Consider the following 25,525-nt stretch of genomic DNA (forward strand, 5'->3'; position numbering starts at 1 on the left):
CGCGGACTGCGATACTCTTAGCGCGCCCCCCACTTCCGTCTGCTTTTGCTCATGCCCGATATCCTGACCCGCATCCTGGCCCGCAAGACCGAGGAGCTCGCCGAGCGTAGCGCCCGCATGCCCCTGGCCGAACTGTCCGCGCGCGTGGCCGATCTGCCCGAGACGCGCGGTTTTTCCGCCGCGATCGAGGCGAAGATCGACGCAGGCCTGCCTGCCGTGATTGCGGAAGTGAAGAAGGCCAGCCCGAGCAAGGGCATCATCCGCCCGGATTTCGACCCGGCGTCGATTGCGCGCAGCTACGAGCTGGGTGGCGCCGCGTGTCTGTCCGTGCTGACCGACAAGGATTTCTTCCACGGTAGCGAAGATTTCCTGCAGCAGGCGCGCGCCGCATGCAGCCTGCCGGTGCTGCGCAAGGATTTTGTGATCGACCCGTACCAGGTGTACGAGGCACGCGTGATCGGCGCGGACTGCATCCTGCTGATCGTCGCGGCGCTGGGCGATGCCGCCTTACTGGAACTGTCGCTGCTGGCCGCCGAACTCGACCTGGACGTGTTGTGCGAAGTGCACGACGTCGAGGAAATGGAGCGTGCGCTGGCATTGCCGGTGCCGCTGATCGGCGTGAACAACCGTAACTTGCGTACGTTCGAAACGACCATCGATACCTCGATCGAGCTGCAGTCGATGATCGAGTACGACCGCATCCTGGTCAGCGAGTCGGGGATCCATACGCATGACGATATCGAGCGTCTGCAGGGCGCCGGCATCAATGCGTTCCTGGTCGGCGAGGCCTTCATGCGCGCCAACGATCCCGGCGCCGAGCTGAAGCGGCTGTTCACAGGTAGCTGACCGATGCACACAGGGGATGCAACGGAGCTGCCGGAAACGGTAGCAGTGGCCGTGCCGCGCACGGTGCTGTTCGATTTTGACGGCGTATTGATCTACGGCGATTCGTTTTACCAGTTCGTACGTCATCGCTACGCACAAGCGTGGCCGCGCAAGCTGCTCGCGTTCCTGTCGTTGCCATGGTTGCTGCTGCAACTGCCGTTTTCGCGGCGTCTGGTAATGCGCAGCCTCGTGCATACCGCGTTTCTGGGTGTGAACGAGCAACGCTACGTAGCGGCCGCGCAATCCTTTGCCGCCATGCTGGTGCGCCGGCCTAAGCAGTTCAATCGCGACGCATTGCAGGCCCTGCGTCGACACCAGGCGGCGGGCGATCGGGTGATTGTCGTTACTGGTTGCGAGCACACGCTGGTCAGCAGCATCTTGCAGCAGCTGGGCCTGGGCGATATCGAAGTGGTGGCGTCGCAGTTCCGTCCCAGCCCGTTCGGTATGCGCGTCAAGCTGCACAACATCGGTCGTCAGAAGGTCAAGCAGTTGAGCGCACGTGGCATCGATGCCTGGCATCTGGCCTATAGCGATTCGTCGGTCGATATTCCCATGCTCAAGGTCGCCAGCGAGGCGGTGTTGGTCAACGGCGAGCCGGTGCTATGCAAGAAAATCGAGCGCGCGCTGGGCCGCAGCGTGACGCGAGTCGAGTGGTATTGAAGACATGAATGCGACGGTAGAGATCATCCCCTTTGAGTCGGGTCTGCGCGAGCATTTCTACCGGCTCAACGCACAGTGGCTGGAAAAGCATTTCCGTATCGAGGACATCGATCGCGTCATGCTGGGCGACCCGGAGCGCTACGTGCTGGAGCCGGGTGGAGCGATCTTCTTTGCGCGCTATGACGGCGAGATCATTGGCACCTGCGCCCTATTGCTGGAGTCGCCGGGCGTGTACGAGCTGTCGAAGATGGGCGTCGATGAGACCTATCGCGGCCTGGGAGCAGGGCGTCTGCTGCTTGATGCGTGCATCGCCGAGTTTCATCGCCGCCAGGGCGCGACGCTGTTTCTTGAGTCCAATAGCGCGCTGACGACGGCGCTGCGGATGTACGAAAAGGCGGGCTTCGTGAAGCAGCCGGCGATTCGCTCCGGTTCGCATTACGAGCGGGCGGATGTTTATTACATCTACCAGCCCGATTGCAGCGGGATTGGCTGAGCTTATTTGCGCGATGGTCGGCCGCGTGCGTACCGAACTTACAAAGCCTGCCGTACACAACGGTTGATTTCACGGGGGAGCCTTACATACGGCTCCCGCGCTCCTTCATAGGCTGAGCTCAAGCGCATCAATGCGCTTTCAGTCCTGGAGGATCAAGGTGAAGTACCTGGCGATTTTAATGCTGGCCGTAACAGGCGTCGCTCATGCGCAAGTGTTGAGTCAAAGAAACATTACGGTTAACGGTGACCCCGATTTCATAGAGCGCGTTGTGCAACTTCCTGATGCATCGGGAGCCCAGGTTGTTGTCAAACAAATATTGCGGACTCAGGCCGACGGTAGCCTGACGTATACGCCCTTGATTCAGCACGAGGAAACGGCGGCTTACTACCGTGGCATGTGCGAGGCAATGGGGGGTAGCACGCCCTCAAAGGGAGAGAGTACCTGGGGGCCCGATACGCTTACCGGCTTTGCTTGTGACGCCAAAGAGGACAGATTGCATGCCCCGCAAGGTATGCAGAATGGTGTTTGGCTGAAGAGCACGGATCCTCTGGAGGAGGATGCCTCCCATCAGTCGCAAACAGAAGAAAATTTATTCGGTTCTTTGATTCTGCAAGCGTATGCGCCGAAGAACTTTGCGATACCTGCCAACCAAAATACATTCTTCTCAGCAAGAGCCCAGGTCATCACCGATACCGCTGGCTACATTGCATCTCGTCTGCAAGTGGGGGATGGCTGCGTTACCGGTCACCAGGACTGGGTAGGCGCGCATAGCAATCGACTCGTGGAATTCGGCCTCCTGTGTTTCGCAACAGGGAGGGTTCCGACAATAAATACGGCGGTGACCAGCTGCATGCTCGGTCGTTGCGTAACGGATACGGGGAAAGTAACGGTTATATAGGCTGCATGAGCAGTGATGGTTTAGTGCTTCTCAGGCTTGAGCGGCCTGACCGACCATCCACCTAGTTCAAAGACAAAGGGCTCGGGTGAGCCCTTTGTCCGTGGTTGAGCTGCGCTCAGCGCGTCCCGCGCACCACAATCGTCTTGCCCGACACATCGATCATCCGCTGCTCTTCCAGCTGCTTGAGCACGCGCCCGACCATTTCACGCGAGCAACCGACGATGCGGCTGACTTCCTGGCGGGAGATGCGGATCTGGGTGCCGTCCGGGTGGCTCATCGCGTCCGGTTCCTGGCACAGGTCGAGCAGGGTGCGGGAGATGCGGTTGGTGACGTCCATGAAGGCCATGCGGCTGACCTGGCGCGAGGTGCGCAGCAGACGGTTGGTCAGCTGGGCGCCGATGGCGAACAGGATCTTCGGGCATTCCTCGCGCAGCGGGCCTTCCATCAGCTGGAACAGGCGCTCGTAGCTGATCTCGGCCATTTCGCAGGCGGTGCGGGTGCGCACCATCGATTCGCGCTGGGCTTGCTCCACGAACAGACCCATTTCGCCGATGAACTGGCCCCGGCTCAGGTAGGCCAGGATCAGTTCACGGCCCTGTTCGTCCTCGGTACAGACCGCCAGCGAGCCGTCGATGATGTAGTAAAGGGTGTTGGCCGGGTCCCCAGGGCGGATGATGGCGGTCTTGCCGGGATAGCGCCGACGATGGCAAAGACCCAGAAATCGCTCCATGGAGGCGGGATCGGGGGCAAAGCCGGAAGGTGCTTGAGAGCGTTCAAAGGCTTGTTGGAGTTGATATTTGAGTTGCGCCACGATCTATCCCGAAGATTTAGTTCAAGCATTGCCCGAAGGCTGATAAACCAGTCCGTCTTTCCCCAGCGGGCATTATGGCAAACTCCCCTACGACTCCGCAGGTTCAGTTTTCCAGAATTTTGCCGCATACTTCGCAGTCTTTCGGACTGCTGCAGGCTCCTTGTCGCGGTCCGGTCACAAGGGTCGTGGAAGCTAACTCCTTTCACGTCGAATTATCCAGCGGGGACCCTTGTCGCTAACCCGCCCTCTAGATTGCCGGACATGCCGGCCATGGAGAGTTGCTGTGGTCAAACCACTCCCGCGTCTACGCTTGCAGGGCTTCAACAACCTGACCAAGGCGCTGAGCTTTAACATTTACGACATCTGCTATGCGGTGTCCGAAGAGCAGCGTACGCGCTACATCGAGTACATCGATGAGCAGTATGACGCCGATCGCCTGACCCAGATTCTGACGGACGTCGCCGAAATCATCGGTGCCAATATCCTGAACATCGCCCGTCAGGACTACGACCCGCAGGGTGCGTCGGTCACGATCCTCATTTCCGAGGAACCGGTGGTCGAGAAACTGGGCCGCGACACCATTTCCGGTGCCGTGGTGGCGCATATGGACAAGAGCCATATCACCGTCCACACCTACCCGGAAACGCACCCGCACAACGGTATCGCGACCTTCCGCGCGGACATCGACGTAGCAACTTGCGGCGTCATCTCTCCGTTGAAGGCCCTGAACTACCTGATCGACAGCTTCGAGTCGGACATCGTGGTCTGCGATTACCGAGTGCGCGGCTTCACCCGCGACGTGAAGGGCAAGAAGCACTTCATCGACCATAAGATCAACTCGGTGCAGGACTATCTGGCGCGCCACATTCGCCAGAAGTACGAGATGTTCGACGTCAACGTCTACCAGGAAAACATCTTCCACACGAAGATGCACATCAAGGACTTCGACCTCGACACCTACCTGTTTGAGGCCCATGCGGACGACCTTTCGTTCAAGGAGCGCCAGCGGATCGAGTCGCTGCTGCGCCGCGAGATCGAAGAGCTCTTCCACGGCCGCAACCTGATGTAACGAAAAACCCCGCCGAAAGGCGGGGTTTTTCGTTCTGCGCCCTCTCCCCTGGCTCTGCCGGGGGAGAGGGCCGGGGTGAGGGGGCTGGGTGCTCGCGGAGACGCTCCTGGGTAGCCGGGAGCATCAAACCCGATAAGCCACCGTCTTCATCACCTTCGACATCAACCCCATCACCTGCGGTATCGGTACCGGCAGATCGACGCCGCCGCGTGCCTGCGCGCTCTGGGCATGCCGAATCTCATCCGCCTGCATCTGCGCCAGAATCGCCCGAGAGCGCTCGTCTCCCTCAGGCAGGCTTTGCAGGTGCTCGGCCAAATGCGCCTCGACCTGGCGCTCGGTCTCCACCACAAACCCCAGGCTGACCGGGTCGCCCACGACTGCAGCGACCACGCCGATTGCATAGCTGCCCGCATACCACAGCGGATTGAGCAGGCTGGGGCGGCTGTCGAGCTCCTTCAGGCGCTCGGCGCACCAGGCCAGGTGGTCGGTTTCCTCGGCTGCCGCATGGAGCAGGTGCTCGCGATTCTCGGGGGTGCGGGCCAAGGCCGCCTGGCCGACATAAAGCGCCTGTGCGCAGACTTCACCGGTGTGGTTGATCCGCATCAGCCCGGCGGCGTGCCGCCGGGAGGCCTCGTCGAGGTCGGCTTCGTCCACGGCATGTCCCGGTGACGTTCGTCCGGCCTCCGGTTCGCCGGCCACGGCCTCCATGGCGCGCTCGATGCCGGCTAGCAGGCGGTCCAGGGGGCTGAGCGTGCGAACGTTCATAACGACTCCATATGCGGTTGCCGGCGGTGTGAGAGGTGACCGACGCTATTGGACGACAGCCGCTCCCGGGCGCCAAGCCGGCAACCTGTCGCAGTGCGTCCAGGGGTCTTTTCAAGCGCCCGGGCAATCATGCTATCATCGCCGACTCGCAGCTCGTCGGACCCGGCGGGCTTGCGCGATAGATGAAGGTTCCGTTATCATCTCGCGCCTTTGATTCACTGATTAATGCCAACCGCCTTTGTGGCGGTAAACCAGGTATTCCGAAATGAAAACGTTCAGCGCCAAGCCGGAAAGCGTCAAGCGCGATTGGTTTGTGATCGACGCCACGGACAAGACCCTCGGTCGTCTGTCCACCGAGATCGCACGCCGTCTGCGCGGCAAGCACAAGCCGGAATTCACCCCGCATGTCGACACCGGCGACTACATCGTCGTGGTCAATGCGCAGAAGGTGGCTGTCACCGGCGCCAAGCTGGACGACAAGATGTACCACCGCTTCACCGGTTACGTCGGTAACCTGAAGACCACGAGTCTGAAGGACCTGCTGGCGACCCACCCGGAGCGCGTGATCGAAATCGCCGTCAAGGGCATGCTGCCGAAGAACCCGCTGGGCCGTGCGATGTATCGCAAGCTCAAGGTTTATGGTGGCTCCGAGCATCCGCATACCGCACAGCAGCCGCAGGCGCTGGAACTCTAAGGAATCACTATGGCGATCCAGCAAAACTACGGCACCGGCCGCCGCAAGACCTCCGCCGCTCGCGTGTTCCTGCGCAAGGGCAAGGGCGAAATCACGGTCAATGGCAAGACGCTTGACCAGTTCTTCGGCCGCGAGACCTCGCGCATGATCGTGCGCCAGCCGCTCGAGCTGACCGAGAACACCGACAAGTTCGACATCAAGGTCACCGTTGCAGGTGGCGGCATCACCGGCCAGGCCGGCGCCATCCGCCTCGGCATCGCCCGCGCCCTGATCGAATACGACGAAAGCTTGAAGTCGCCGCTGCGCAAGGCTGGTTTCGTTACCCGCGACGCGCGTGAAGTCGAGCGTAAGAAGGTCGGTCTGCACAAGGCACGCCGCGCCACCCAGTTCTCGAAGCGCTAATCGCGCTTCGACCTTTCAGTGCTCCAGGTCAGAGCGCACTGATCGGCCCGGTATTGGGAGATCGTCTAACGGTAGGACAACGGACTCTGACTCCGTTTATCTAGGTTCGAATCCTAGTCTCCCAGCCAAATTGAAAAGGGCCCTGAGAAATCAGGGCCCTTTTCTTTTGGGGCACGTCGGCGCTTGATTTGTCTGTTGGACAACTCGTGCCTTCGAAATGAAGCTTTCGCATCCGGCTTCAATAAGGCTTCACAAGTATGGTATTGGAAGCTGCCATGAAGACTCGATCTCCGTTGTTAGCGTTGGTCGGCATCGCCATTTGCTACTCGCCGCTTCAGGCCGCGACGAACCAGGATTGCGCGCGATTGTTACGTTCCGGGCGGACATGGGATCAGCCTTCGCGCCTATACCTAGACAGCACTGTATGGAGGGCTGCCGGGCTTGTTGTAGATGCGTCGGCCATGCCCATTCAAGGCTTTTCCTATGCTGAGCATAAATACTGGGTCAGCACTTTCTATAGCGACTATTCACCCGTCGGTCTTGCTCCGCTCAGCAAGAACGGAATCAGGTTGAGTAACGTCAGGTTTCTGAAAGCGGTGCCGGCCATGGGGAAAGATGAGCCAGCTGTGAAGATGGTCATGTATAGCGACGCACGCGTGAGCTACGCCATCCGTTGTAAGAACTCGAACAAGGATAGGCTGGTTGTCGATGTATACGTGAAGATCGACCACAGGGATGCGCTTGCCGAAAGCATTGCTCTGGATGCCAAGGCGAAATAGCGCTGGCTTTTGAGAAGATACTGATTCTGTGGCTGTTCCCCCAAGCCTCTGATTATTTGGGGCCTTTTGTTTTTCAGGATACGCAAATTCTTGCGTCAGGTCCTTCTGCAGGGGCTATACTTCAGTCCCTATGTTCCATGCCCGCCATCGTCCCGAACGATGCGCCGATGACGCATTCATCGGCTTCGGGCGGCACGTTGCCCTCCTGAGCCTTTCACGCCCTGGCCGTAGCGGAGATCCTCCGCCGGCAGGAAGACGTCTCCGGTTCCGCGCCTGGCGGCCGGGCGGAACCGTTGACGATCCGCCGCACCGGTCCCCTGGGTTGCGGAGCGCGTGCTCATGTCCATCAACGAAGAAAAACTCAATGCATTTCTAGGTAAGGCCGTCGGCGACCTCGGCGCCGCATTCAGCGCGGTGCTTGTCCTGCTCGGCGACGAGCTGGGCTTCTACAAGGCGCTGGCAAAAGAATCCCTGACATCTGCCGAGCTGGCGACACGCGCCAGCACTAACGAGCGCTATACGCGCGAATGGCTTGGCAACCAGGCCGCTGGCGGCTACGTCGACTACGATGCGGCGTCGGGCAAATACCGGCTCAATGACGAACAGGCGGCATGTCTTGCCGATCCCGCCGGCCCGGTCGATTTGTCCGGTGCTTACGAGGTTGCGCTTGCGTTGTTCCACACTTATCCGCGCGTGCGCGATAACTTTCGCAGCGGCGCCGGCATGGAGTGGGGCGAACATCATCCCTGCCTGTTTCATGGCACTGAACGGTTCTTCCGCGCGGGCTATAACTCCCATCTGCTGGGTGCATGGTTGCCGGCGCTTGACGGCGTCGTCGACAAGCTTGCGCGCGGTGGCAAGGTAGCCGACATCGGTTGCGGGCACGGTGCCAGCACGGTGCTTATGGCCAAAGCGTTTCCGGCATCGCATTTCGTCGGCTACGACTATCACGCGCCCTCGATCGACGTTGCCCGCGAACGGGCGAAGGCGGCTGGGGTGATCAATGCATCGTTCGAGCAGGCGGATGCCTCTCACTACAAGGGCCGCGATTTCGACCTCATCGCCTTCTTCGATTGCCTGCACGACATGGCCGATCCCGATGGCGCCGCCCGTCATGCGAGAGACGCCTTGAGGGACGACGGCACCTGCATGATCGTCGAGCCGTTCGCCGGCGACAACACGGCGGACAACCTCAACCCAGTGGGCCGTGTGTATTACGCAGCATCGTCGATGATCTGCGTCCCGGTATCGCTCGCCCGCCATGGTCCGGCACTCGGCGCGCAGGCCGGCGAGGCTCGCCTGCGCAAGGTGATCGTCGATGCCGGTGGTTTCCGTCGCTTCCGTCGTGCTGCGGAGACACCCTTCAATATCGTATTGGAGGCACGGCCTTAAAGCCTGTCCCGAGTTTCCCGGCCCCAAAGAAGCCCGCTGTCAGCGGGTCCCTTTCGGGCTGGGAGCGGGAGGCGACCTACGGTGCACGAAAGCAACGGAACACGCTGTCGACTGGATCGGGATGCTTTTGATAAAAGGACTGAGCGAAAGAGGCCGAGGCAGCGCCGTGTATATAAGGAAGGCGACCATCGATGATGCGCCGACGATTTTCGCGATTCGCCGCGAGGCGATTCGCGCCCGGTGTCGTGATCACTATCCCTGGCAGGATCTCGAGACATGGACTTCAGGAGGGATGTCCGAAACATTTGCCAGACGCGTGGTCGATAAGTTCTATGTCGCGGTCACGGCAGAGCACATCGTGGGCACCGGCATGATCGATCTCGCCACGGGAAAGGTCGACGCGGTTTTCGTGCAGCCCGAATACATGGGGCGTGGCGTTGGGCGCACCATGATGGCGTATCTGGAAGGCCTGGCGATCAGCGAAGGGCTTGAGGACATTCACCTCGATGCCACGCTGAATGCCGCACCGTTCTATCGAGCGATGGGCTTCGAAGGTAATGATACGGCCGTGTATGAGTCGTCGCTTGGTGTAAGTCTTGCCTGCGTGCCTATGATCAAGCGCCTGGCCCTAGTGCCTTCAGCCGGAGAATGGAAATGACCGCCGATTTCCCAAGTGCCATCCCCGAAATCCCGGTGAGCGATATTCGCGTGGCGGTCGACCACTACTGCCGAAGCCTCGGGTTCAAGCTGGACTGGGGCGGGGACGAGGAAGGAGGAATTGCAGGCATTTCCCGTGGTTCCTGCCGTATATTTCTGACCAACGGCGCTTTCCGTCAGGTCTATGGCAATCCCAAGCCTGTAGTCATCTGGATCAATCTTTCAAGTTGTGAAGAGGTCGACGCCCTGTATCAGTCATGGACGCACAGGGAGGCGAGGATTGTCGGCGCGCCGGAGCGGAAGCCGTGGAAGCTTTACGAGTTCACGGCCTCCGATCCCGATGGCAATGGGCTGCGTGTTTTCTATGATTTTGCCTGGGAAGAGCGCGCATGACTGGCTACACCTGCCTGTGGGAATTTTTGGTCGACCCAAAGGGCGAGGCGCAGTTCGTTGAACATTACGGCCCGGAAGGAACATGGGTGCGTCTGTTCAAGCAGGCGGAGGGTTTCATCGAAACCCGCCTGCTGAAAGACAAGGATCGGCCAGGGCGGTACGTCACGATAGATCGCTGGCTCAGCCTGTCTGCTTATGAGGCGTTCCGCGAACGCTTTGCACAAGCGTATGCAGCACTTGATCGACGCTGTGAGGACCTCACGCAATCAGAGACATCATTGGGTGCGTTCCACGATCTCTGATGCCTTCCCGGCGTTCGGTGCGAATACGCCCTGACTTCGCACATGTTTCTACGTCAACAGACCAAGCTGGATCAGGCTCTGCGCGGTCGCAACAATGGCTTCTTCGCGCGGGCGTGGGTTCCAGCCGAGCAGGCGTCTGGCTTTTTCGCCCGTGGCATTCATGTTCATGCCAAGCAATGGCACGATTCCTTTCATGGCCGGATTGCCAAGCGCGATCAGCCGCACCAGCCAGTTGGGCAGCACACGCGTCGGCACCTTGCCTGCCGCTGCCCCCATGCGCCGCCGCAGCACATCTGCAATGTCGTTCATCCACATGCTTTCGCCAGAGATCGCGAGAAAGCGCTCGCCGTTGGCGGCGGGATGAGTCATGGCATGCAGGTGCAGATCGGCCACGTCTCGCACGTCGACAACGCCGGTATTGATCTTGGGACAACCAGGTTGGCCGTCCATCAGGCTCTTGATGATTCGGATCGAGTGCGAATAGTCCGGGCCAAGAGCGGGCCCCAGGACAGCCACCGGGTTGACCGCCGACAGCTCAAGCCCGCGCCCTTCACGGGCAACGAACTCCCAGGCGGCTCGTTCGGCGAGGGTCTTCGATTTTTGATAAGGCGCGACGTTGCCGGTCAGATCGCTCCAGTCTGTTTCGTTGAATGGTCTATCCAGCGGCTTGTGCCCGACACCGATAGCACCGAAGGCGGAGGTGAGCACCACGCGCTTGACGCCGGCATCTCGCGCGGCACGCAGCACGCGAAGATTTCCATCGACGGCGGGCCTGACCCAATCCTCTTCGCGAACCTGATCGCCCGATGGTGTTGGAGAGGCGCCGTGCAGCACGTAAGAGCAACCGGCAAGCGCCTCCGCCCAACCCTGATCGGCGCTGAGGTCGGCGGTGACAAACGACAGGCGGTCGTCCGGCTCAGCCCCGCCAACGCGGAGATTCTCGCGGACTTCGGCTTCTCGCGATGGCGCGCGAACGGTCGTCCGCACCCGATAGCCGCGGCTCAACAGTGCCAATATGCAGTGCTGTGCAATGAAACCGGTTCCGCCAGTCACCAGCACCAGTTCGCCTTTCATAGTGATTTCCCGAGGTTCTTGTTGATTACAGCCATGCCCGTTCAGCGGTCGATCGTCGCCATGATCCAGTCGGCATAGCGGTTTCCGGAGATCGCCCCCGTCACCAGCGCGTCGTCGAGCTTCTGCATCTCGGTGAGATCGAGCCGAATCGCCTGCGCAGCTACGTTCTCCTCCAGATACGTACGACGCTTGGTGCCTGGAATCGGCACGATGTCGTTGCCTTTGTGCAGCAGCCATGCAAGCGCGATCTGCGCAGGCTTCACGCGTTTGTCCGCTGCCATGTCGAACACGATCTCCGCCGCTTTCACGTTAGCGTCGTAGTTCGCATCTTGATAGCGCGGATCGATTCGCCGGGTATCCCCTTCGGGATACTCTTCAGCGCGCTTCACGCCACCGGCCAGGAAGCCGCGTCCGAGCGGACAAAAAGGCACCAGCCCGATGTCCAGCTCGCGCAGGACAGGAATGATCTCGGGCTCAAGATTGCGCTCCCAAAGCGAGTACTCGCTTTGCAGTGCCGAGACCGGATGTACCGCATGCGCACGCCGGAGATTGGCGACGCCCACTTCGGAAAGGCCCAAGTAACGAACCTTGCCTTGTCTGACGAGATCGCCGACCGTGCCGGCTACGTCTTCGATCGGTACCGTTCGATCGAGACGATGCTGATAGAGCAGATCGATATGGTCGGTCTGAAGACGGCGCAGGCAGCCTTCGACGACCCTGACGATATTTTCGGGCCGGCTGTCCATGCCGACGATCTTGTCGCCTTCAAAACGCGAGCCAAATTTGGTGGCGATCACCACCTTTTCGCGACGATCCTTGAAGGCCCTGCCCAGAAGCGCCTCATTGGTGAATGGACCGTAGTTCTCGGCGGTGTCGAAGAAATCGCATCCGAGCTCGATGGCGCGATGCAGGGTCGCGATCGATTCGGTTTCATCCGCCGGGCCGTAAGACTGGCTCATGCCCATGCAGCCAAGGCCGATGGCCCCAACCTCCAATCCCTGGCCGCCAAGCCGTCGTTTGTTCAATGTCATAACAGGTCCGCTCAGATGTCGCCGGCGTTAGTGGTTTGGCGAACGGGTGAGCAGGTTAGGGCGGGGTATTCGGATTGTGAATGCTTGAGGGTGCGTATTACTTGCGCGATAGTGCGGAAATGAGCGCCGATCCCTTTTCCGACATTCTCAAACTCACGAACGCCGAGTCGCTTGTAACCGGCGGCTTCAGGGCCGGCGGCTCATGGGCCATCCGATTTCCCGCGCCAGACAAGATCAAGTTCTTTGCGATCGTAAAAGGCCATTGCTGGGTCAGCATCGACGGTGAAGCAGAGCCCATTCGCTTTGAAACGGGTGACGTCGGTCTTCTGGCGGCGAAGCGATCGTTTGTTCTGGCCAGTGATCCGAGTGTGGCTCCTCTCGACGCCATGGTTGTATTTGCCGCTGCAGGCGGCACGACCGCGACACTGGGCGACGGCAACGACTTCGCTCACATTGGTGGCCATGTGCTCCTTGATCCGGCGAGCGGTCGGCTGCTGGCGGATGTATTGCCGCCATGGATTCGCGTGCCAACCGCTTCACCCCAGGCGGCCAGTTTTCGGTGGCTGCTCCGTGAGCTTGTCGAGGAGCAGACCACTGGGCTATCTGGTGCGCAGCTGGCATCGGCGCATATCGCGCAGCTTCTTTTTATTCAGATATTGCGCGCCCATCTGCAGACGACCGGTCCCATGCCAGCCGGATGGCTGCGAGTATTGAGCGATCCACGCATCGCGCCCGCGCTTCGTTTGATGCACGGTGATCCCGCTCGTTCCTGGCATCTCGACGAACTGGCCGGGGCATGCGCCATGTCGCGAACGACATTCGCTTTGCACTTCAGAACCATCGCAGGCGTTACACCACTGGCCTATCTCATCGAATGGCGTATACGTCTTGCCGAGCGCGCGTTGCGCGAGGAGACAACTCCCGTGGCGGTTATCGCCGGGTCACTTGGCTATACATCCGAAAGCGCCTTCAGCAATGCCTTCAAACGTGTAACCGGCAGTTCGCCCAAGGCGTATCGCGGTGCCGCGCGATCTTCAGGCGCTACGCAGCAACCCCGATAGGCAGGCAGGTTGCGTGGGCTTTCCAGGCGTGAGTCATTTTTGCCATGAGCTCATTGGAGCCCGTCAATCCTGCGAGCAATCGATAAGAAAGATGCAGCAAGCCATTTCCATTACGTAGTTGCTGCACTGCCAGCTCCATCGGATAGCCTTCGATACGACGCCGAATGGGGTGGATGCCGGTGTGCACATAGGAGTTGAGCCCGTGCCAGGCGGATGAATAAAAATGTTCCAGCGGATCGGTAAGGCCGACGGGCGCGCGCCCCGACAATGCTTTCAGCATCGAGGTAGCGCCCGGTAATTTATGTGCACTCTCGTTGGATGCGGCATCGATCGGTACGTTCATCACATCGATCAATTCATCGCTGGCGACGTAAAGCGCCCAGGCCCCTCGAACGAGTGCTTCGAATTGAAGCCGGATCAGCGCTATGGCGGATTGGTGGAGCCTGTTTCCAAAGCATTGGCGGGCTGCGATGGCATGCTCGATCGATACCAGGGCGCTGGTGGCGCTGACAGAGTAGCGGGCGTGGCCCAATGGAACCGGCGGCGATGTTTGAATCAATCCGTCCAGATGTTCATGGAAGGCATCGGAGCGTTGGAGTAGCTCAGTGATCATTGGGCTATCGACTCAGCAGGTTCGGTTGTGTGCCGGGCGCAGCGCCGCAGGCCGGTTCGAAAAGCTTTCCCGGCGCAAGTTTGCGCGCATTCGCAAGTAATTGCGTTAAAAAGGGCGTTTTGTCCCCGCCCGGGGCACTTTCCCGATATTTGCCTTTGCTGATATGCGGCATAGGCTGTTTGGGCGACCCGGTCAGCTCGGCCGGAGTCGCCTGATCGCGCCGCGGAGAACGGGGCATTGAGGTCATCGGCTCCGGTAATCGGCCGGCGCAGGCGGACTCCAACGCATCAAGCCATCGAGTTGCGTCAATTACTCGCTCGCGGCCACTTCCAGGCGTGCCAGACAATCAGCAACGACAAGACAATCTCGATCACGCCAAAAAACAAATAAAACCACCATGATCCTGGCATGGAAACGAGCATGACCAAGGCGTAGAACACGCCAAGCACGATGTTCACCCAGCGGTTGATGGCCGACTTCAATGCCAGCGACAGAAAGATCATCAGGGCGGGCACAGCGAGCAGGATCGACGTTCCGAGCAGCACGCCTTGTGTTGCCGGACCTAGCGGGCCCATCTTTCCTTGCAGCATGTCTTGCAGGTTGCCGGCCTGGAACAGACCGAAGTAGTCGCCATAGATGTAGCAGAACATCAGGCTGGTCCAAAGGCCGGCGAGCTTCAGCTTGACCGGTACCGGGATATCTTCGAGCTTCGATGTTTCTTGCATCGCATTCATCCTGATGAGTTCGTGAATCGAGGGCTGGTATCTGGCGCGCTTGCCTATGGCGGGCAAATAACTTACGGGCAATCGATTGCTGCCTGGTCTGGCGCTCTCAACGTGGCACAAGCATCGGTACGCTCCCGCTCAACGAACGCCGTTGGTTCACGTCGGTCATCACCAGGATCAGCTGCGGATACTTGAAGCTAACCTTGATGTGATCGATGGTTTTGAAGGCGGGCAGGGGTGTGATAGTGGCTTTGCCGTCGCTATCAATGCGGTACAAGCCATCGGCGCCGACGGCCCACAAGCTGCCGTTGCTTGAGGTAATACCGAAGAATGCGATGGTTTCCGACGGTGGCTTTCTGCCTTTTGACATGACGCCCCAATCGTCGGATACGAACGTTTTCGTGTAGAGCGGTCGAATGCTTTTACCGCAGATTTCGACGATGCGGCCATGCATCATCATATGAACCAGCCCAACCGCAACGGCAAAGCAGCGGGGATTCCACGGCTCGGCGGCGATCCCGTTACTCGGGTCGCAGCCGCTATTCAATGGACCTCCACAGAGCTCACCGCTGTCATTTCGTTCGATGGATACAATCGCCCCGGTTTTCTCGTCGATGCGGCTGAGGCCTCCGCCCCATTCGCCGCCATTGATGCTGACGAAGATATGGTCTCCTTGGCGATGGATGGCCATGACGATGCCGGGAGGGAGTTTTCCCCTTAGCTGTACGGTATGAAGCTGACCGTCCTGGCCTATCTCGATCAGGCGCTTTGAGGTCAGTAGTGTCGTGGCTTCCGTTGCACAGCTAAGGGCGATCAGGTCGTCGCCCACCGTGGGGACTTGTTTCACGGTCGACCACGCCTGGTTGGTCCAGCGGCGTAACGCCCAGGTTCGATTATCACCACCCGTTATGATCATAGGGTGCCCATCGCTTGCGCACAGATCGAGCACAGGTGTCGAAAGGTCGTACGGAACGCGTTCGTTACCGTTATCTGCAATGGCCGATAGTTGCCCTGCATCCGAAAGGAGCCACAGGTGCCGGTCGGCAAAAACGGCGCGTATGAGAGATGATTCCTGGCCAGGACGAATGGGTTCTACGGCAAGTGCATCGCATGCTGCGAGCAGCGCCATACCTCCCATGACCATCGCAAATGCGAAAACTATCGCCGACCTCATCCGTCTGGTAAATGCAGGTAGTCCTGGTTGCATTTCACGCCCCCGCTGCCGAGGTGTCCAGAATAAGCGATACGGATGCGAGGAGGAGAGTGTCGGTGCCAGCCTCGCGCAGGAGGCTCTCTCAGGGCGTAAAGTACGGCACTGATTCGCGAAAGGTGCACCTATGACGAACGGTAAACATCCCGCGGCGCGTCGGCTCGAAGGCGGCTGCTACTGCGGCGCGGTTCGCTATGCCGTTGCGGATGAATTTCTCTATGCGGCCAACTGTCATTGCTCGAACTGTCGACGCACGACCGGCTCGGCGTTCAAGCCGCTTGCGGGGATCGAGCGTTACAAGTTGACCGTCACCAAGGGCGAGCCTGGCTTGCTGATATTCGGCGAGGAAGACGCCAACGACACGCATTGCAAGGCGTGCGGCTCGCTGCTCTATTCGATCGTTCGCGATGGCGCGTTTGTGCATGTGGCGATGGGGACATTGATCGACGTGCCCTCCATCCGGCCATCCATGCACATCTTTGTCGGCTCCAAGGCGCCGTGGTTCACCATCACCGATGACCTGCCGCAGTATGAGGAACATGGGCCGTGATGGCGTGATGCTCGCGCGACGGCAGGCGGTATTGCTGCAATGCAGCTTGTTGCTCGACCCGCCCTTATTATTATCTTAAAATAAGACAATATAGACTCGCGGTTCGGGTCGATCCGCAACGGCGATGGGCGAAGCAGTGTGGGAGTGCGATGCGTTGTTGCGTTTGATCAATGCTCAACTGAGCGTGCAGATTCTGCCTGAGCTGGGCGGTGGGCTTGCCGGTTTCGACTGGCGTGCGCGTGGCCAGGCCATTCCCTTGATGCGGCCCGCGCCGGAGCATCCGAGCGATCCCAATCAACTGGCCTGCTATCCGTTATTGCCCTGGAGCAATCGGATCGCGGACGGTGGGTTTTCCGTAGAGGGGCGCCATGTCGCCTTGGCGCCCAATCGCGACGACGAACCTTTCCCCATCCATGGCAGCGGTTGGCAGCGCGCCTGGGAAGTACGCGAGCACAGTGAATGCGAAGCGCTGCTGGAATTGCAGGAGGCGCAGGCGGATGGCTATGTCTATCGCGCTACCCAGCGTTACACGCTGCACGACGAGGCGCTGGTGGTCGAGCTGAGCGTGACCAACACCGGCCCGTCGACGATGCCATTCGGATTGGGCCTGCATCCCTTCTTTCTGCGCCATGGCGAGGTGCTGCTGCACGCGCCCGCGTCCCAGGTGTGGATGAATGACGGAAAGACGCCGCTGCCGGTGGCGCGCGTGGATGTCCCTGAAGCCTGGGACTTCCATCAGCCGCGCGTGCTGCCGGACGAGGGCGTCAATCACGGCTTTCAGCCCTGGATGGGCGATGCGGTCATTTCATGGCCGACACTCGGCTTGCAGCTGCATGTAGAGACGGACGTCGATACGTTCGTGCTCTATACCCCCGCCGACGATGAGTTTTTCTGTTTCGAGCCGGTCGATCATCCGATCAATGCCGTGCATCTTCCGGGTGGCGCAGCAGCCAACGGCATGACATACCTGGTGCCGGGTGCGAACCTGACGCGGCGTTTTGTGTTTCGCGTGGTCGACGACAGTGGAAGGGGTAGAGGGTGAATCGAGTGACGATGTCCAAGGCGGTTGCGGTTCTCGCGCTAGGTGTGTGGTCGGTTTGTGGGTCGCTGTCGATCGATGCCAAGTCGGCTAAGCCTCAAGCACAGCAGGCAGCATCGATTCATTACGACGAGGCGCACCGTGTCTTCCGTATCGATGCGGGCAAGATCACTTATGCATTCGGCGTCAACGGCGACGGTGCCTTGCAGACCTTGTATTGGGGGTCACGCCTTGCGCAGGACGATCCGGTGGGGCCAGCGGTGCCGCCCAAATCCTGGTCGTCATTCGACTCCATCGGCGCCAACACGCCGCAGGAATACGCAGGCTGGGGCGGTCCGATTACCGTCATGCCGGATCTCAAGCTGCACTTTGCCGATGGCAACCGTGATCTGATCCTGCGTTACGACAGTTACAAGATCGACAAGGACGGCTTGCATATCAGTTTGCGCGACGCCAAGGCGAACGTCACCGTCGGGCTGCGCTATACCGTCGATGGGGACACCGGTATCGTCGGCCGCTCGGCACGCATCGAGAATCATGCGACGCAAGCGCTCACCATCGACAGCGCGGCGGCGGCAAGCTGGAACCTGCCGCCGGCCACCGACTATTCGTTGCGTTACCTCACCGGCACCTGGGCCAGCGAATGGCATGTGCGTACGCGCCAGGTCACGCCTGGCGCCACGGTGCTGGAGAGTCGCCGCGGTTCGACCGGCGACGAAAACAATCCGTGGTTCGCGATCGAGCGCGGTGGCGCGTGGAACGAGTCGCACGGCCGCGTGTGGTTCGGTGCGCTGGCCTGGAGCGGTTCGTGGAGTATCCGTATCGATCAGGATGTCCTGAATCAGGTACGCGTCACGGGTGGCTATAACCCGTTCGATTTCTCCTACCGGCTCAAGCCGGGCGAGGCGCTGGATACGCCGGTGTTCTACGCGGGCTATACCGACGCGGGTATCGGCGAGGCGTCGCGCCTGATGCATCAATTCGAGACGACGCGCGTGCTGCCGCAAGCGCCGCGTCCGAAGTTGCGCCCGGTGCTCTACAACTCCTGGGAAGCGACCGAATTCAAAGTCAACGAGCCGGAGCAGGAACGCCTGGCCGAGAAGGCCGCCAAGCTGGGTGTGGAGCGTTTCGTTATCGACGACGGCTGGTTTGGCGCGCGCAATAGCGATCACGCCGGTTTGGGTGATTGGACGGTCAATCGCGAAAAATTTCCGAACGGCTTGAAGCCGCTGATCGACAAAGTGCATGGCCTGGGCATGAGCTTTGGCATCTGGGTCGAGCCGGAGATGGTCAACCCCGATAGCGATCTCTATCGCAAGCATCCCGACTGGGTGCTCAACTTCGAAGGCCGCCAGCGCACCGAGGGCCGCAACCAGCTGGTGTTGAATCTGGCGCGCGACGATGTCCGCGACTATGTGTTCGATGCGCTCGACCAGTTGCTGAGCAAGAACGATATCCAGTTTCTGAAGTGGGACTACAACCGCAACTGGACTGAGCCAGGCTGGCCGCAGCTATCGCCAGAAGAACAGCAGAAGGTCTACGTCGTCTACGTGCAGCACTTGTACGACATTCTGCGCCGCCTGCGCGAACGTCACCCGGGCGTGGAGATTGAATCGTGCTCCGGCGGCGGCGCGCGCGTCGACCTGGGCATCATGGGGCTGACCGACGAAGTATGGCCTTCGGACAACACCGATCCATCCGATCGCCTGTCGATTCAGGACGGTTTCTCGTACGCCTATGCGCCGGCGGTGATGATGTCGTGGGTGACCGGCTCGCCGAACTGGGTCAATGAGCGGCAGAGCTCGCTGGACTTCCGTTTCCTGTCGTCGATGCAGGGCGGTTTGGGTATCGGCGCGAAGATCCTGGAATGGACGTCGGCAGAAGATGCGACAGCGCAGCATTACATCGCCGCCTATAAGGACATCCGCGCCACCGTGCAGCAGGGCCGACTGTATCGGTTGTTGTCGCCGCAGGAGCGCGCGCCTTATTCGGCGACCGAGTCGGTGGCGGCCGATGGTGCGCAGGCCGTGCTGTTTGCCTTTCTGAGACAAGGGCAGGAGGCGCAGGCGTATCCCACGTTATACCTGCAGGGTCTGGATCCGAACGCGCGCTATCGCTATCGCAGCATTCACGGCGAGGCCATGCCGGGTACGCCTGCGGTGGCGAGCGGTGCGTACTGGATGAGCCATGGGATCGATCTGAAGCTGCGCAGCGATCTGGATGCTGCGGGGTTGGTGTTCGAGCGGGTGGGGTCTTGATGGGTAGTTGTTGCTAGAGCCCTCCTCACCCCAACCCTCTCCCCCGGCGAAGCCAGGGGAGAGGGGGTAGGTTGCGGAAATGCGGAATACTGAGAGTTTCCTCAGTCAGCTCCCTCTCCCCTGGCTTTGCCGGGGGAGAGGGGGCACGAGGCGATGCGAAGCGAGCCTTCTGCTTAAGCGCTCGCCTTACCCGACTGCTGCCGCCGAATATTGCTGCGCGAATCGGCCACCATCTTGATCATCGCCTGACGCGCGACTTCCGGTTGGCGGCGACGAATCGCTTCGTAGACCTTGAAGTGCTGCGGCAGCGCATTCTTGAAATTGGCCGAATTGCGTGCGGACAACACGAAGTACGTCCCCAGCGCCGTCTCGATCACCGAGAACAGCGACGTCAGCAGCTCGTTATTGGTTGCCTTGAGCATGCATTCGTGAAAGGACAGGTCGGCGACCGTCCAGGCGTCGAGGTCTTCGGCCGCGGCCATGGCCTGATAGGCCGTTTCGAGCGCCGCCAGTTGCTCGACCGTGCGGCGGCGTGCGGCCGTCGCGGCGGCTGCCGGCTCGATGATCTCGCGCATTTCCACCAGCTTGTCGACAAAGCTGTCGGTCGGCATGGAGGCGCAGCGCCAGGCCAATACGTCGGCGTCGAGCTGGTTCCAGTGGATGGGGTCGCGTACCCGCGTTCCGGTCTTCTGGCGCGACTCGATCAGGCCCTTAGCCGAAAGCACCTTCATCGCTTCACGCAGGGCGGTGCGGCTGACGCTCATGCGTTCAGCGAGTACTTCCTCGCGTGGCAGGCTCTTGCCGGCGGCTAGCTCGCCGCTCACGATCAGTCGCCCAAGCTCCTGGATCACCTGATGGTGCAGATTACGCACGGCTCCGAGCTTCACCATTCGCTGTGGTTTCCTTGGGGCGCCGGGCTTCCCATAATGGTAATGGCGTGATTTGTCCTACAAATAACCATTAATCCCCTTTATAACAGGTTGATTAAAAGGCGTCATCTTTCTTTTGGCTAGTTTGTCAGACAGAGGCGGCGCGAGCCAGTTCGCGTTATGTTCCCTGAGGCACACCGGCTTAATCCAGGAAACGGTAAAGTCCGGCCCTGGCGCAGCCTGCCCAGGCGCGACCAATGGATGAACCTAAGTGCCAGAGAAGGAGTTCCGCATGCCCGCCCAAGGATATCTAGCCGGATACCGCAAAAACCGAACCTGGGCTTTTGCATTGTCCCTCGCAGTAATCAGCGTCTGCACGTCCGATGCGGTCGCCTTCAGCCCTACTTCGAAGTCTGACAAGGAGAAATCGGTGATGACCACACCCGTCAAGAGTGATCCCGCGCAGTCCACCATTACCGCCAAGGAAGCACTGCAGCGCTTGCTTGGTTTGTTGCGCGAAAGCAAGAGCATCAAGGATTTCACGCCCGACTTCATTGGCAAGGGCATGGGCGTCAACGTAACGGTTGTCGACCAGGACACTTACGGGTACGGCGCGAAACTATCCAAGGATTGGGGCTGGGGTATTTCGCGACAAAATTCGCATGTGACCGGTCCGCGCATCGATTTCGGTTTCAGCAGCGATCCGGGCAGCAACCCCGCGGCGACCGAGATTTGCGACATCGACTATATCAAGTTCACTTCCGAGCTCGAGGCGATCGGCTTTTCCCGCAAGGAAAACCGCGGCGAACACGGCAGGGTTGTCTCGGAGAACTTCGATCGTCCGCATTTGCATGTCCAGGTGCTGGCGCAGGCCGAACATCCGCAGACGCAAGACGGTGCCACCAACCGTTCCTGCGTGAAGACGGTCATCATCCAATAAGCGAAGGAGCGCTGTCATGCCTGGAATTTCACCGCAAGCGCAAGCCGTCATCGATGCCTTCGGGCACCAACCCGGCGTTACCGCCGATCAGGTACACAACCTGCAGGCCGTCATCAACGCATCGCCGGCACTGACCGATGAAGTCAATCGCTCGGTGGCAGCCGGTCATCTGCAGCATATCGTTCCGCTGACCAACCCTCATGCAGGCGGCGAATACAGCGCGGGAGATCACTCCATGCGCCTGCCGTTGAGCATTCTGTCGACGCCGGCGGGCGGCGCAAAATTCGATGCGGGCGAGCCGACGTTCGTGCTTGGGCACGAACTGCAGCATAGTTTCAATAACGCAGCCACCGCACAGGCCTATACCGATTTTGGAAATGCGGCACAGGCCGTCGCGCAATCGCATCAGCACGATCACGATTACACCGCCGCGATCGGCAACCTGATTGCCGCCAACCGTCGTGATGAGGCCGGTGCGGAAATTTCAGGCTGGAATGCCATCGTAAGTGCAGCGCAGAAACAAAGCGGCGCTACACCGACCATGAAAGATATCTACGAGCGTAATCCTGGTCGCATGGCCGATTTCATCAACGTTGATATGACGCATGTGCCACCGGCCTACACGCTGAAGCCGAATTTGCAGGTCAAGGCCGATATGACGATGGAAACGTCGGCCCACAATCTTGCCGGCATGGGGCAGAATTTCTTCGATAAGCCACGGCCGGTCGGTGGCCTGGGTTTTCACGGAAACTCGGACTATCCCAATTACTACGGCGCTTATGCGATTGGCCTGGCGGTGCAGTACGAACGCGCCAACAACGTGCCGCAGCCGGGCGTTGCGCCACCGGAAATGAGCGTGAACATGGCGAGCCTGCATCTATCGCGCAGCCAGGTCGAACAAAACGGGATCGACCTGGGCGCCAATCACCATCAGATGCCGTTCCTGGATAAAAGTACGGCGCCGCCGACGCAGCAACATTTCGATCACACGGCGAGCACGCATGCTTTCGTGCCGCTACCGCCGAACGTCGCGCCATCTCAGGTCAATCTGCCCGCGATCGACACCCCGGCCGCGCCGCGCCTGGACCGTGCCGGCCATCCCGATCATGCGTTGTTCGAGCAGACGCGCGATGCGGTCTATCGCCTGGATGCGCAACACAACCGCATGCCCGATCAGCGCAGCGACAATCTGGCTGCCGCCTTGGTCGTTGCGGCGCGCAGCGAAGGCTTGCGTGAGGTCAACCATGTGATCTTGAACGACGATGCGTCGCGCGCATTCGCTGTGCAAGGCGATTTGAACTCGCCATTCAAGCAGACGGCGCAGGTCCAAACCGCGCAGGCACTCAATGCCTCGGTAGAGCAGAGCAGCCAAGCCTGGCAGCAAGCGGCGCAAGGCAAGGCGCAGGAGCAACCGGCAGCAAAAGCGCAGCAGCCGGCGCAGCCTCAGCCTCATATGTAGGGAGCGAAAGCGGCCTGACCGGCCGGGCGAGCTTATGGCTCGTCCGGCATCTCGCTCAGAATCTTGGGCTTGCGACCGCGCCGGGGCTTGTTCTGCGAGGCGGCGATCAGTTGCTCCAGATAGGCGATGCCTTCTTCGGGCGGGAAAAAGGCGACGACGTCGGCGACCGTCAATTCGTAGTGCTCGCGAAATGCCAGGAATTCGGCGCGAATCTGCGCCAGCCGCTCGGCGGCTGCCGCCTTCTTGCTCAGGCGCTTGACCGGCGCTGCCGGTGGCGGCTCGGGCGCGGCCACAGGCGCAGGTGCAGGCGTCGGCGCTTTGGCCGGCTTGCGTTGCTCGATTTCGCGTTCCAGCGCGGCAAGTTCCTCCTGGAATTGGCGAAATGGATCTTTCGAAAGTGCCATGCGTTGTGGGGGTTGGGTGTGTCCGGGGGCCCCCATTCTTGCATGGCTGCTGCCGGATAGCGTATGTCGCGGCCAAAGTTCGGAGTAGTTTTAAGCAAGTTGCCACCCCATCCGGTGGCTGGCTAGGCCTCGCGTTGCAGCCTGTTCCCGAAATGGCGGACAGCCTTGCGGGCCTCATGCAGACGACTGGCATGGGCGGCCAGCAGGTCGCCGCGAGTCAATATGCCGACAATGTGTCGGTCGTCGGTGTCGCTGACGACGACCAGACGACCCACATCGGCTTCGACCATATGGTCGGCGGCGTCGCGCAGCGTGTGCGTGGGGTGCACAACGATAGGAGCGCGCCGGATCAGACGCTGTATGGACGCCGTGTCGGGTATCTCCGTACCCCATAGATCGCGTCGCGTGAGCACGCCGAGCAGGCGCTGCGCTTCGTCCACCACGGGATAGCCCTGATGGCGTGCTTTCGCGTCGACTCCCGACTGCATCCACTGGCGAACCTCGGCAACCGATTGCGTAGCACTCAGCGTCACCACGGCGCGGCTGCAGGCTTCGCTGACCAGCAAGCGGTCCAGATGGTCGGCGACATACTCGCTGGGTACGCGCACGCCGCGCCGCGCGATCTTCTCGGTCATGATCGTATGGCGCATCATCAAGCCAGAAACCAGGTAGGCCGCCGCGCAGGCACCGAGCAAGGGCAGCAGGCCGTGCGGTTGCTGGGTGGTTTCGAAAGCGAAGACCACCGAGGCGAGAAAGGCGCGCGATGCCCCAGCAAACATGGCGGCCATGCAAACCAGTGCGGCCATGCGCGCGTCGACATGCAGCCAGGGCGCCCACGTTACCAGTGCGACGCCACAGACACCGCCCAGCGCGCTACCGATGGTAAAGAGCGGTGCAAGCGTGCCGCCGGAGGTGCCGCTGCCCAGCGCGATCGACCAGGACAATAGTTTGAACAGGCACAGCGAGAGCATTGCGCCGAGGCCGAGCTGACCGGCCAGCACGCTGGCGATATTGGCGTAGCCCACGCCTAGCGTCAGCGGCATGAAATAGCCGATCACGCCCACCGCCACGCCGCCCAGCGCCGGCCACCACATCCAGTGGATCGGCAGCTTTTCAAAGCCATCCTCGATGGCATAGGTCAGTTTGGTAACACCCACGCTGACCGCACCCACTAGAGCACCGAGCAGCGTATAGACGGCCAAAGCCATCGGCTCCGGCGCGGCCAGACCCGGCAGCGGAAACATGGCATCGCCGCCTTCGAAGGCGAGCCGCACGCCCGTGGCCACCACGGTGGCCAGCGCTACCGGAATCAGCGAACGCGCACGGCGCTCGAACAGCAGCAGCTCGATCGCCAGGAGCACGGCCGACACCGGTGCGCAGAACACAGCGGCCATGCCGGCCGCCGCGCCGGCAGCCAGCAGCGTCTTGCGTTCGTCGGCGGTGACATGCAGCCATTGGCCGATCAGCGAGCCGAGCGCACCGCCGGTAGCGATGATCGGGCCTTCGGCGCCGAACGGGCCACCGGTGCCGATCGCCACCGCCGAGGACACCGGCTTGAGCCAGGTAATCCGCGGTGGGATGCGACTCTGGTTCAGCAGCACCTGCTCCATGGCTTCGGGAATGCCGTGGCCGCGAATCGCCCGCGATCCCCAGCGCGCCATGACGCCGACGACCAGGCCGCCGATCACCGGAACGACGATGACCCACAGGCCGAGATGATTCCCCGCCGGGCTGACAAATGCCGTGCTCCAGCGGCCGTAGAAGGCGAGGTTGGTAACCAGGCCGATCAGGGCGGTCAGCAGCTGCGCCACGCAGGCAACGCCCACGGCGAGCGACATGCCCAGGGCGCTGATCCACAGCACACGCCGGTCCAGCGGACGAAATTGCCGTGGCATCTGCGCCGCGGCAAGCGTCGGGTCCAGCGAAGGCGCAAGCGGAAGCGCCGCACGACTGTGCGGTTCGAGTTGAGGTTCGGACATGGGAGCGGTATCGGCGTTGAGGCTGCGCAAGGTTACGCGTTTGAGCGCGCAGTAGCTGGCTGGAAAATGAACAGCCGGTAGACCGTCCCGGTGAGGCCATTCCCTTTTAAACT

Annotated in this window: 28 protein-coding genes and 1 tRNA gene; 19 read left to right on the forward strand and 10 right to left on the reverse strand. The window is 60.7% G+C overall.

Going from position 1 to position 25,525, the window contains the following annotated elements:
• Positions 1–51: 51 nt before the first annotated feature.
• From trpC to QMG46_RS07650, 4 genes are all read left to right on the forward strand, one after another.
• Positions 52–846, forward strand: coding sequence for an indole-3-glycerol phosphate synthase TrpC (trpC, locus tag QMG46_RS07635; protein ID WP_281851897.1), 795 nt, complete (start codon positions 52–54; stop codon positions 844–846).
• Positions 847–849: 3 nt separating this feature from the next.
• Positions 850–1,545, forward strand: a complete 696-nt coding sequence (locus QMG46_RS07640) for an HAD-IB family phosphatase (RefSeq protein ID WP_281851898.1) — start codon at positions 850–852, stop codon at positions 1,543–1,545.
• 4 nt (positions 1,546–1,549) lie between these two features.
• Positions 1,550–2,038 (forward strand): GNAT family N-acetyltransferase, encoded by a 489-nt coding sequence (locus QMG46_RS07645; protein WP_281851899.1) that lies wholly within the window; start codon positions 1,550–1,552, stop codon positions 2,036–2,038.
• Between the two features lie 157 nt (positions 2,039–2,195).
• The gene (locus QMG46_RS07650) at positions 2,196–2,936 is read left to right on the forward strand and encodes a hypothetical protein (protein ID WP_281851901.1); all 741 of its coding nucleotides are present in this window, start codon (positions 2,196–2,198) and stop codon (positions 2,934–2,936) included.
• Positions 2,937–3,051: 115 nt separating this feature from the next.
• Here the strand turns inward: QMG46_RS07650 and crp are convergent, their stop codons facing one another.
• The gene (gene crp / locus QMG46_RS07655) at positions 3,052–3,747 is read right to left on the reverse strand and encodes a cAMP-activated global transcriptional regulator CRP (protein ID WP_281851902.1); all 696 of its coding nucleotides are present in this window, start codon (positions 3,745–3,747) and stop codon (positions 3,052–3,054) included.
• Positions 3,748–4,030: 283 nt separating this feature from the next.
• Between crp and speD the strand changes: the two genes are divergently transcribed.
• Positions 4,031–4,816: an adenosylmethionine decarboxylase gene (speD, locus tag QMG46_RS07660; RefSeq protein WP_281851904.1), complete on the forward strand. Its 786-nt coding sequence runs from the start codon at positions 4,031–4,033 to the stop codon at positions 4,814–4,816.
• Between the two features lie 123 nt (positions 4,817–4,939).
• Here the strand turns inward: speD and coq7 are convergent, their stop codons facing one another.
• Positions 4,940–5,581 (reverse strand): 2-polyprenyl-3-methyl-6-methoxy-1,4-benzoquinone monooxygenase, encoded by a 642-nt coding sequence (gene coq7 / locus QMG46_RS07665; RefSeq protein WP_281851905.1) that lies wholly within the window; start codon positions 5,579–5,581, stop codon positions 4,940–4,942.
• A gap of 265 nt (positions 5,582–5,846) precedes the next feature.
• On the opposite strand from coq7, the gene rplM reads away from it, so the two are divergent.
• The 8 genes from rplM to QMG46_RS07705 all read left to right on the forward strand — a co-directional run bounded on the left by rplM (position 5,847) and on the right by QMG46_RS07705 (position 10,200).
• Positions 5,847–6,275: a 50S ribosomal protein L13 gene (rplM, locus tag QMG46_RS07670; protein WP_281851906.1), complete on the forward strand. Its 429-nt coding sequence runs from the start codon at positions 5,847–5,849 to the stop codon at positions 6,273–6,275.
• Positions 6,276–6,284: 9 nt separating this feature from the next.
• Positions 6,285–6,677 (forward strand): 30S ribosomal protein S9, encoded by a 393-nt coding sequence (rpsI, locus tag QMG46_RS07675; protein WP_281851908.1) that lies wholly within the window; start codon positions 6,285–6,287, stop codon positions 6,675–6,677.
• A gap of 54 nt (positions 6,678–6,731) precedes the next feature.
• Positions 6,732–6,805: transfer RNA gene (locus tag QMG46_RS07680), tRNA-Gln, on the forward strand.
• A gap of 147 nt (positions 6,806–6,952) precedes the next feature.
• Complete coding sequence (locus QMG46_RS07685) at positions 6,953–7,456, forward strand: hypothetical protein (protein ID WP_281851909.1); 504 nt, start codon at positions 6,953–6,955, stop codon at positions 7,454–7,456.
• 339 nt (positions 7,457–7,795) lie between these two features.
• A complete protein-coding gene (locus QMG46_RS07690; protein ID WP_281851910.1) occupies positions 7,796–8,848 on the forward strand; it encodes a class I SAM-dependent methyltransferase in 1,053 nt (350 codons plus the stop codon).
• 121 nt (positions 8,849–8,969) lie between these two features.
• Positions 8,970–9,506 (forward strand): GNAT family N-acetyltransferase, encoded by a 537-nt coding sequence (locus QMG46_RS07695; protein ID WP_281851911.1) that lies wholly within the window; start codon positions 8,970–8,972, stop codon positions 9,504–9,506.
• Positions 9,503–9,898, forward strand: coding sequence for a VOC family protein (locus tag QMG46_RS07700; RefSeq protein ID WP_281851912.1), 396 nt, complete (start codon positions 9,503–9,505; stop codon positions 9,896–9,898). Before QMG46_RS07695 ends, QMG46_RS07700 begins: the two co-directional genes overlap by 4 nt.
• Positions 9,895–10,200, forward strand: coding sequence for an antibiotic biosynthesis monooxygenase family protein (locus tag QMG46_RS07705; RefSeq protein ID WP_281851913.1), 306 nt, complete (start codon positions 9,895–9,897; stop codon positions 10,198–10,200). The genes QMG46_RS07700 and QMG46_RS07705 overlap by 4 nt, the downstream gene beginning before the upstream one ends.
• Before the next feature lie 48 nt (positions 10,201–10,248).
• Here the strand turns inward: QMG46_RS07705 and QMG46_RS07710 are convergent, their stop codons facing one another.
• Together QMG46_RS07710 and QMG46_RS07715 are read right to left on the reverse strand one after the other, a co-directional pair.
• On the reverse strand, positions 10,249–11,274 hold the full coding sequence (locus QMG46_RS07710) for an SDR family oxidoreductase (RefSeq protein ID WP_281851914.1): 1,026 nt from the start codon (positions 11,272–11,274) through the stop codon (positions 10,249–10,251).
• A gap of 41 nt (positions 11,275–11,315) precedes the next feature.
• Positions 11,316–12,305: an aldo/keto reductase gene (locus QMG46_RS07715; protein WP_281851915.1), complete on the reverse strand. Its 990-nt coding sequence runs from the start codon at positions 12,303–12,305 to the stop codon at positions 11,316–11,318.
• 119 nt (positions 12,306–12,424) lie between these two features.
• On the opposite strand from QMG46_RS07715, the gene QMG46_RS07720 reads away from it, so the two are divergent.
• Positions 12,425–13,366, forward strand: a complete 942-nt coding sequence (locus tag QMG46_RS07720; RefSeq protein WP_281851916.1) for an AraC family transcriptional regulator — start codon at positions 12,425–12,427, stop codon at positions 13,364–13,366.
• Here the strand turns inward: QMG46_RS07720 and QMG46_RS07725 are convergent.
• The 3 genes from QMG46_RS07725 to QMG46_RS07735 form a co-directional block, all read right to left on the reverse strand.
• Entirely contained in the window at positions 13,347–13,979 is a 633-nt protein-coding gene (locus QMG46_RS07725; RefSeq protein WP_281851917.1) for a DUF6988 family protein, read from the reverse strand. The genes QMG46_RS07720 and QMG46_RS07725 overlap by 20 nt on opposite strands.
• 305 nt (positions 13,980–14,284) lie before the next feature.
• Positions 14,285–14,704: a DUF6326 family protein gene (locus QMG46_RS07730; protein ID WP_281851918.1), complete on the reverse strand. Its 420-nt coding sequence runs from the start codon at positions 14,702–14,704 to the stop codon at positions 14,285–14,287.
• A 106-nt stretch (positions 14,705–14,810) separates the two neighbouring features.
• On the reverse strand, positions 14,811–15,833 hold the full coding sequence (locus QMG46_RS07735) for a hypothetical protein (RefSeq protein WP_281851919.1): 1,023 nt from the start codon (positions 15,831–15,833) through the stop codon (positions 14,811–14,813).
• A 208-nt stretch (positions 15,834–16,041) separates the two neighbouring features.
• Between QMG46_RS07735 and QMG46_RS07740 the strand changes: the two genes are divergently transcribed.
• From QMG46_RS07740 to QMG46_RS07750, 3 genes are all read left to right on the forward strand, one after another.
• Positions 16,042–16,464 carry a GFA family protein gene (locus QMG46_RS07740; RefSeq protein ID WP_281851920.1) on the forward strand — a complete coding sequence of 141 codons (423 nt, stop codon included), beginning with the start codon at positions 16,042–16,044 and terminating at the stop codon, positions 16,462–16,464.
• A 124-nt stretch (positions 16,465–16,588) separates the two neighbouring features.
• Positions 16,589–17,506 carry an aldose 1-epimerase gene (locus tag QMG46_RS07745; protein ID WP_281851921.1) on the forward strand — a complete coding sequence of 306 codons (918 nt, stop codon included), beginning with the start codon at positions 16,589–16,591 and terminating at the stop codon, positions 17,504–17,506.
• A gap of 11 nt (positions 17,507–17,517) precedes the next feature.
• Positions 17,518–19,761, forward strand: a complete 2,244-nt coding sequence (locus QMG46_RS07750) for an alpha-galactosidase (RefSeq protein ID WP_281851922.1) — start codon at positions 17,518–17,520, stop codon at positions 19,759–19,761.
• A 173-nt stretch (positions 19,762–19,934) separates the two neighbouring features.
• Here the strand turns inward: QMG46_RS07750 and QMG46_RS07755 are convergent, their stop codons facing one another.
• Positions 19,935–20,651, reverse strand: coding sequence for a FadR/GntR family transcriptional regulator (locus QMG46_RS07755; RefSeq protein WP_281851923.1), 717 nt, complete (start codon positions 20,649–20,651; stop codon positions 19,935–19,937).
• 412 nt (positions 20,652–21,063) lie between these two features.
• Here QMG46_RS07755 and QMG46_RS07760 point away from each other — a divergent pair, with 412 nt between their 5' ends.
• The gene (locus QMG46_RS07760) at positions 21,064–21,570 is read left to right on the forward strand and encodes a hypothetical protein (RefSeq protein WP_281851924.1); all 507 of its coding nucleotides are present in this window, start codon (positions 21,064–21,066) and stop codon (positions 21,568–21,570) included.
• Positions 21,571–21,586: 16 nt separating this feature from the next.
• Entirely contained in the window at positions 21,587–23,029 is a 1,443-nt protein-coding gene (locus tag QMG46_RS07765; RefSeq protein ID WP_281851925.1) for an XVIPCD domain-containing protein, read from the forward strand.
• A gap of 32 nt (positions 23,030–23,061) precedes the next feature.
• On the opposite strand, the gene QMG46_RS07770 is transcribed toward QMG46_RS07765, so the two are convergent.
• Together QMG46_RS07770 and QMG46_RS07775 are read right to left on the reverse strand one after the other, a co-directional pair.
• On the reverse strand, positions 23,062–23,433 hold the full coding sequence (locus QMG46_RS07770) for a 2-hydroxyacyl-CoA dehydratase (RefSeq protein ID WP_281851926.1): 372 nt from the start codon (positions 23,431–23,433) through the stop codon (positions 23,062–23,064).
• A 122-nt stretch (positions 23,434–23,555) separates the two neighbouring features.
• On the reverse strand, positions 23,556–25,412 hold the full coding sequence (locus QMG46_RS07775; protein ID WP_281851927.1) for a chloride channel protein: 1,857 nt from the start codon (positions 25,410–25,412) through the stop codon (positions 23,556–23,558).
• Between the last annotated feature and the right edge of the window lie 113 nt (positions 25,413–25,525).

This window comes from Dyella sp. GSA-30, from assembly GCF_027924605.1.
In the GTDB taxonomy this organism is placed as follows: Bacteria; Pseudomonadota; Gammaproteobacteria; order Xanthomonadales; family Rhodanobacteraceae; genus GSA-30.

Excerpts from the sequence above, each read along its gene's own strand:
- QMG46_RS07765 (WP_281851925.1), top strand. The coding sequence starts at position 21,587 with ATGCCTGGAATTTCACCGCAAGCGCAAGCCGTCATCGATGCCTTCGGG.
- QMG46_RS07745 (WP_281851921.1), top strand. The coding sequence starts at position 16,589 with ATGGGCGAAGCAGTGTGGGAGTGCGATGCGTTGTTGCGTTTGATCAAT.
- QMG46_RS07750 (WP_281851922.1), top strand. The coding sequence starts at position 17,518 with ATGTCCAAGGCGGTTGCGGTTCTCGCGCTAGGTGTGTGGTCGGTTTGT.
- QMG46_RS07685 (WP_281851909.1), top strand. The coding sequence starts at position 6,953 with ATGAAGACTCGATCTCCGTTGTTAGCGTTGGTCGGCATCGCCATTTGC.
- QMG46_RS07775 (WP_281851927.1), bottom strand. The coding sequence starts at position 25,412 with ATGTCCGAACCTCAACTCGAACCGCACAGTCGTGCGGCGCTTCCGCTT.
- trpC (WP_281851897.1), top strand. The coding sequence starts at position 52 with ATGCCCGATATCCTGACCCGCATCCTGGCCCGCAAGACCGAGGAGCTC.
- QMG46_RS07770 (WP_281851926.1), bottom strand. The coding sequence starts at position 23,433 with ATGGCACTTTCGAAAGATCCATTTCGCCAATTCCAGGAGGAACTTGCC.
- QMG46_RS07715 (WP_281851915.1), bottom strand. The coding sequence starts at position 12,305 with ATGACATTGAACAAACGACGGCTTGGCGGCCAGGGATTGGAGGTTGGG.
- QMG46_RS07645 (WP_281851899.1), top strand. The coding sequence starts at position 1,550 with ATGAATGCGACGGTAGAGATCATCCCCTTTGAGTCGGGTCTGCGCGAG.
- rplM (WP_281851906.1), top strand. The coding sequence starts at position 5,847 with ATGAAAACGTTCAGCGCCAAGCCGGAAAGCGTCAAGCGCGATTGGTTT.
- QMG46_RS07695 (WP_281851911.1), top strand. The coding sequence starts at position 8,970 with ATGCTTTTGATAAAAGGACTGAGCGAAAGAGGCCGAGGCAGCGCCGTG.
- QMG46_RS07690 (WP_281851910.1), top strand. The coding sequence starts at position 7,796 with ATGTCCATCAACGAAGAAAAACTCAATGCATTTCTAGGTAAGGCCGTC.
- rpsI (WP_281851908.1), top strand. The coding sequence starts at position 6,285 with ATGGCGATCCAGCAAAACTACGGCACCGGCCGCCGCAAGACCTCCGCC.
- QMG46_RS07700 (WP_281851912.1), top strand. The coding sequence starts at position 9,503 with ATGACCGCCGATTTCCCAAGTGCCATCCCCGAAATCCCGGTGAGCGAT.
- QMG46_RS07720 (WP_281851916.1), top strand. The coding sequence starts at position 12,425 with ATGAGCGCCGATCCCTTTTCCGACATTCTCAAACTCACGAACGCCGAG.
- QMG46_RS07735 (WP_281851919.1), bottom strand. The coding sequence starts at position 15,833 with ATGGCGCTGCTCGCAGCATGCGATGCACTTGCCGTAGAACCCATTCGT.
- QMG46_RS07640 (WP_281851898.1), top strand. The coding sequence starts at position 850 with ATGCACACAGGGGATGCAACGGAGCTGCCGGAAACGGTAGCAGTGGCC.
- QMG46_RS07710 (WP_281851914.1), bottom strand. The coding sequence starts at position 11,274 with ATGAAAGGCGAACTGGTGCTGGTGACTGGCGGAACCGGTTTCATTGCA.
- QMG46_RS07705 (WP_281851913.1), top strand. The coding sequence starts at position 9,895 with ATGACTGGCTACACCTGCCTGTGGGAATTTTTGGTCGACCCAAAGGGC.
- QMG46_RS07730 (WP_281851918.1), bottom strand. The coding sequence starts at position 14,704 with ATGCAAGAAACATCGAAGCTCGAAGATATCCCGGTACCGGTCAAGCTG.
- QMG46_RS07755 (WP_281851923.1), bottom strand. The coding sequence starts at position 20,651 with ATGGTGAAGCTCGGAGCCGTGCGTAATCTGCACCATCAGGTGATCCAG.
- QMG46_RS07760 (WP_281851924.1), top strand. The coding sequence starts at position 21,064 with ATGACCACACCCGTCAAGAGTGATCCCGCGCAGTCCACCATTACCGCC.
- QMG46_RS07725 (WP_281851917.1), bottom strand. The coding sequence starts at position 13,979 with ATGATCACTGAGCTACTCCAACGCTCCGATGCCTTCCATGAACATCTG.
- QMG46_RS07740 (WP_281851920.1), top strand. The coding sequence starts at position 16,042 with ATGACGAACGGTAAACATCCCGCGGCGCGTCGGCTCGAAGGCGGCTGC.
- coq7 (WP_281851905.1), bottom strand. The coding sequence starts at position 5,581 with ATGAACGTTCGCACGCTCAGCCCCCTGGACCGCCTGCTAGCCGGCATC.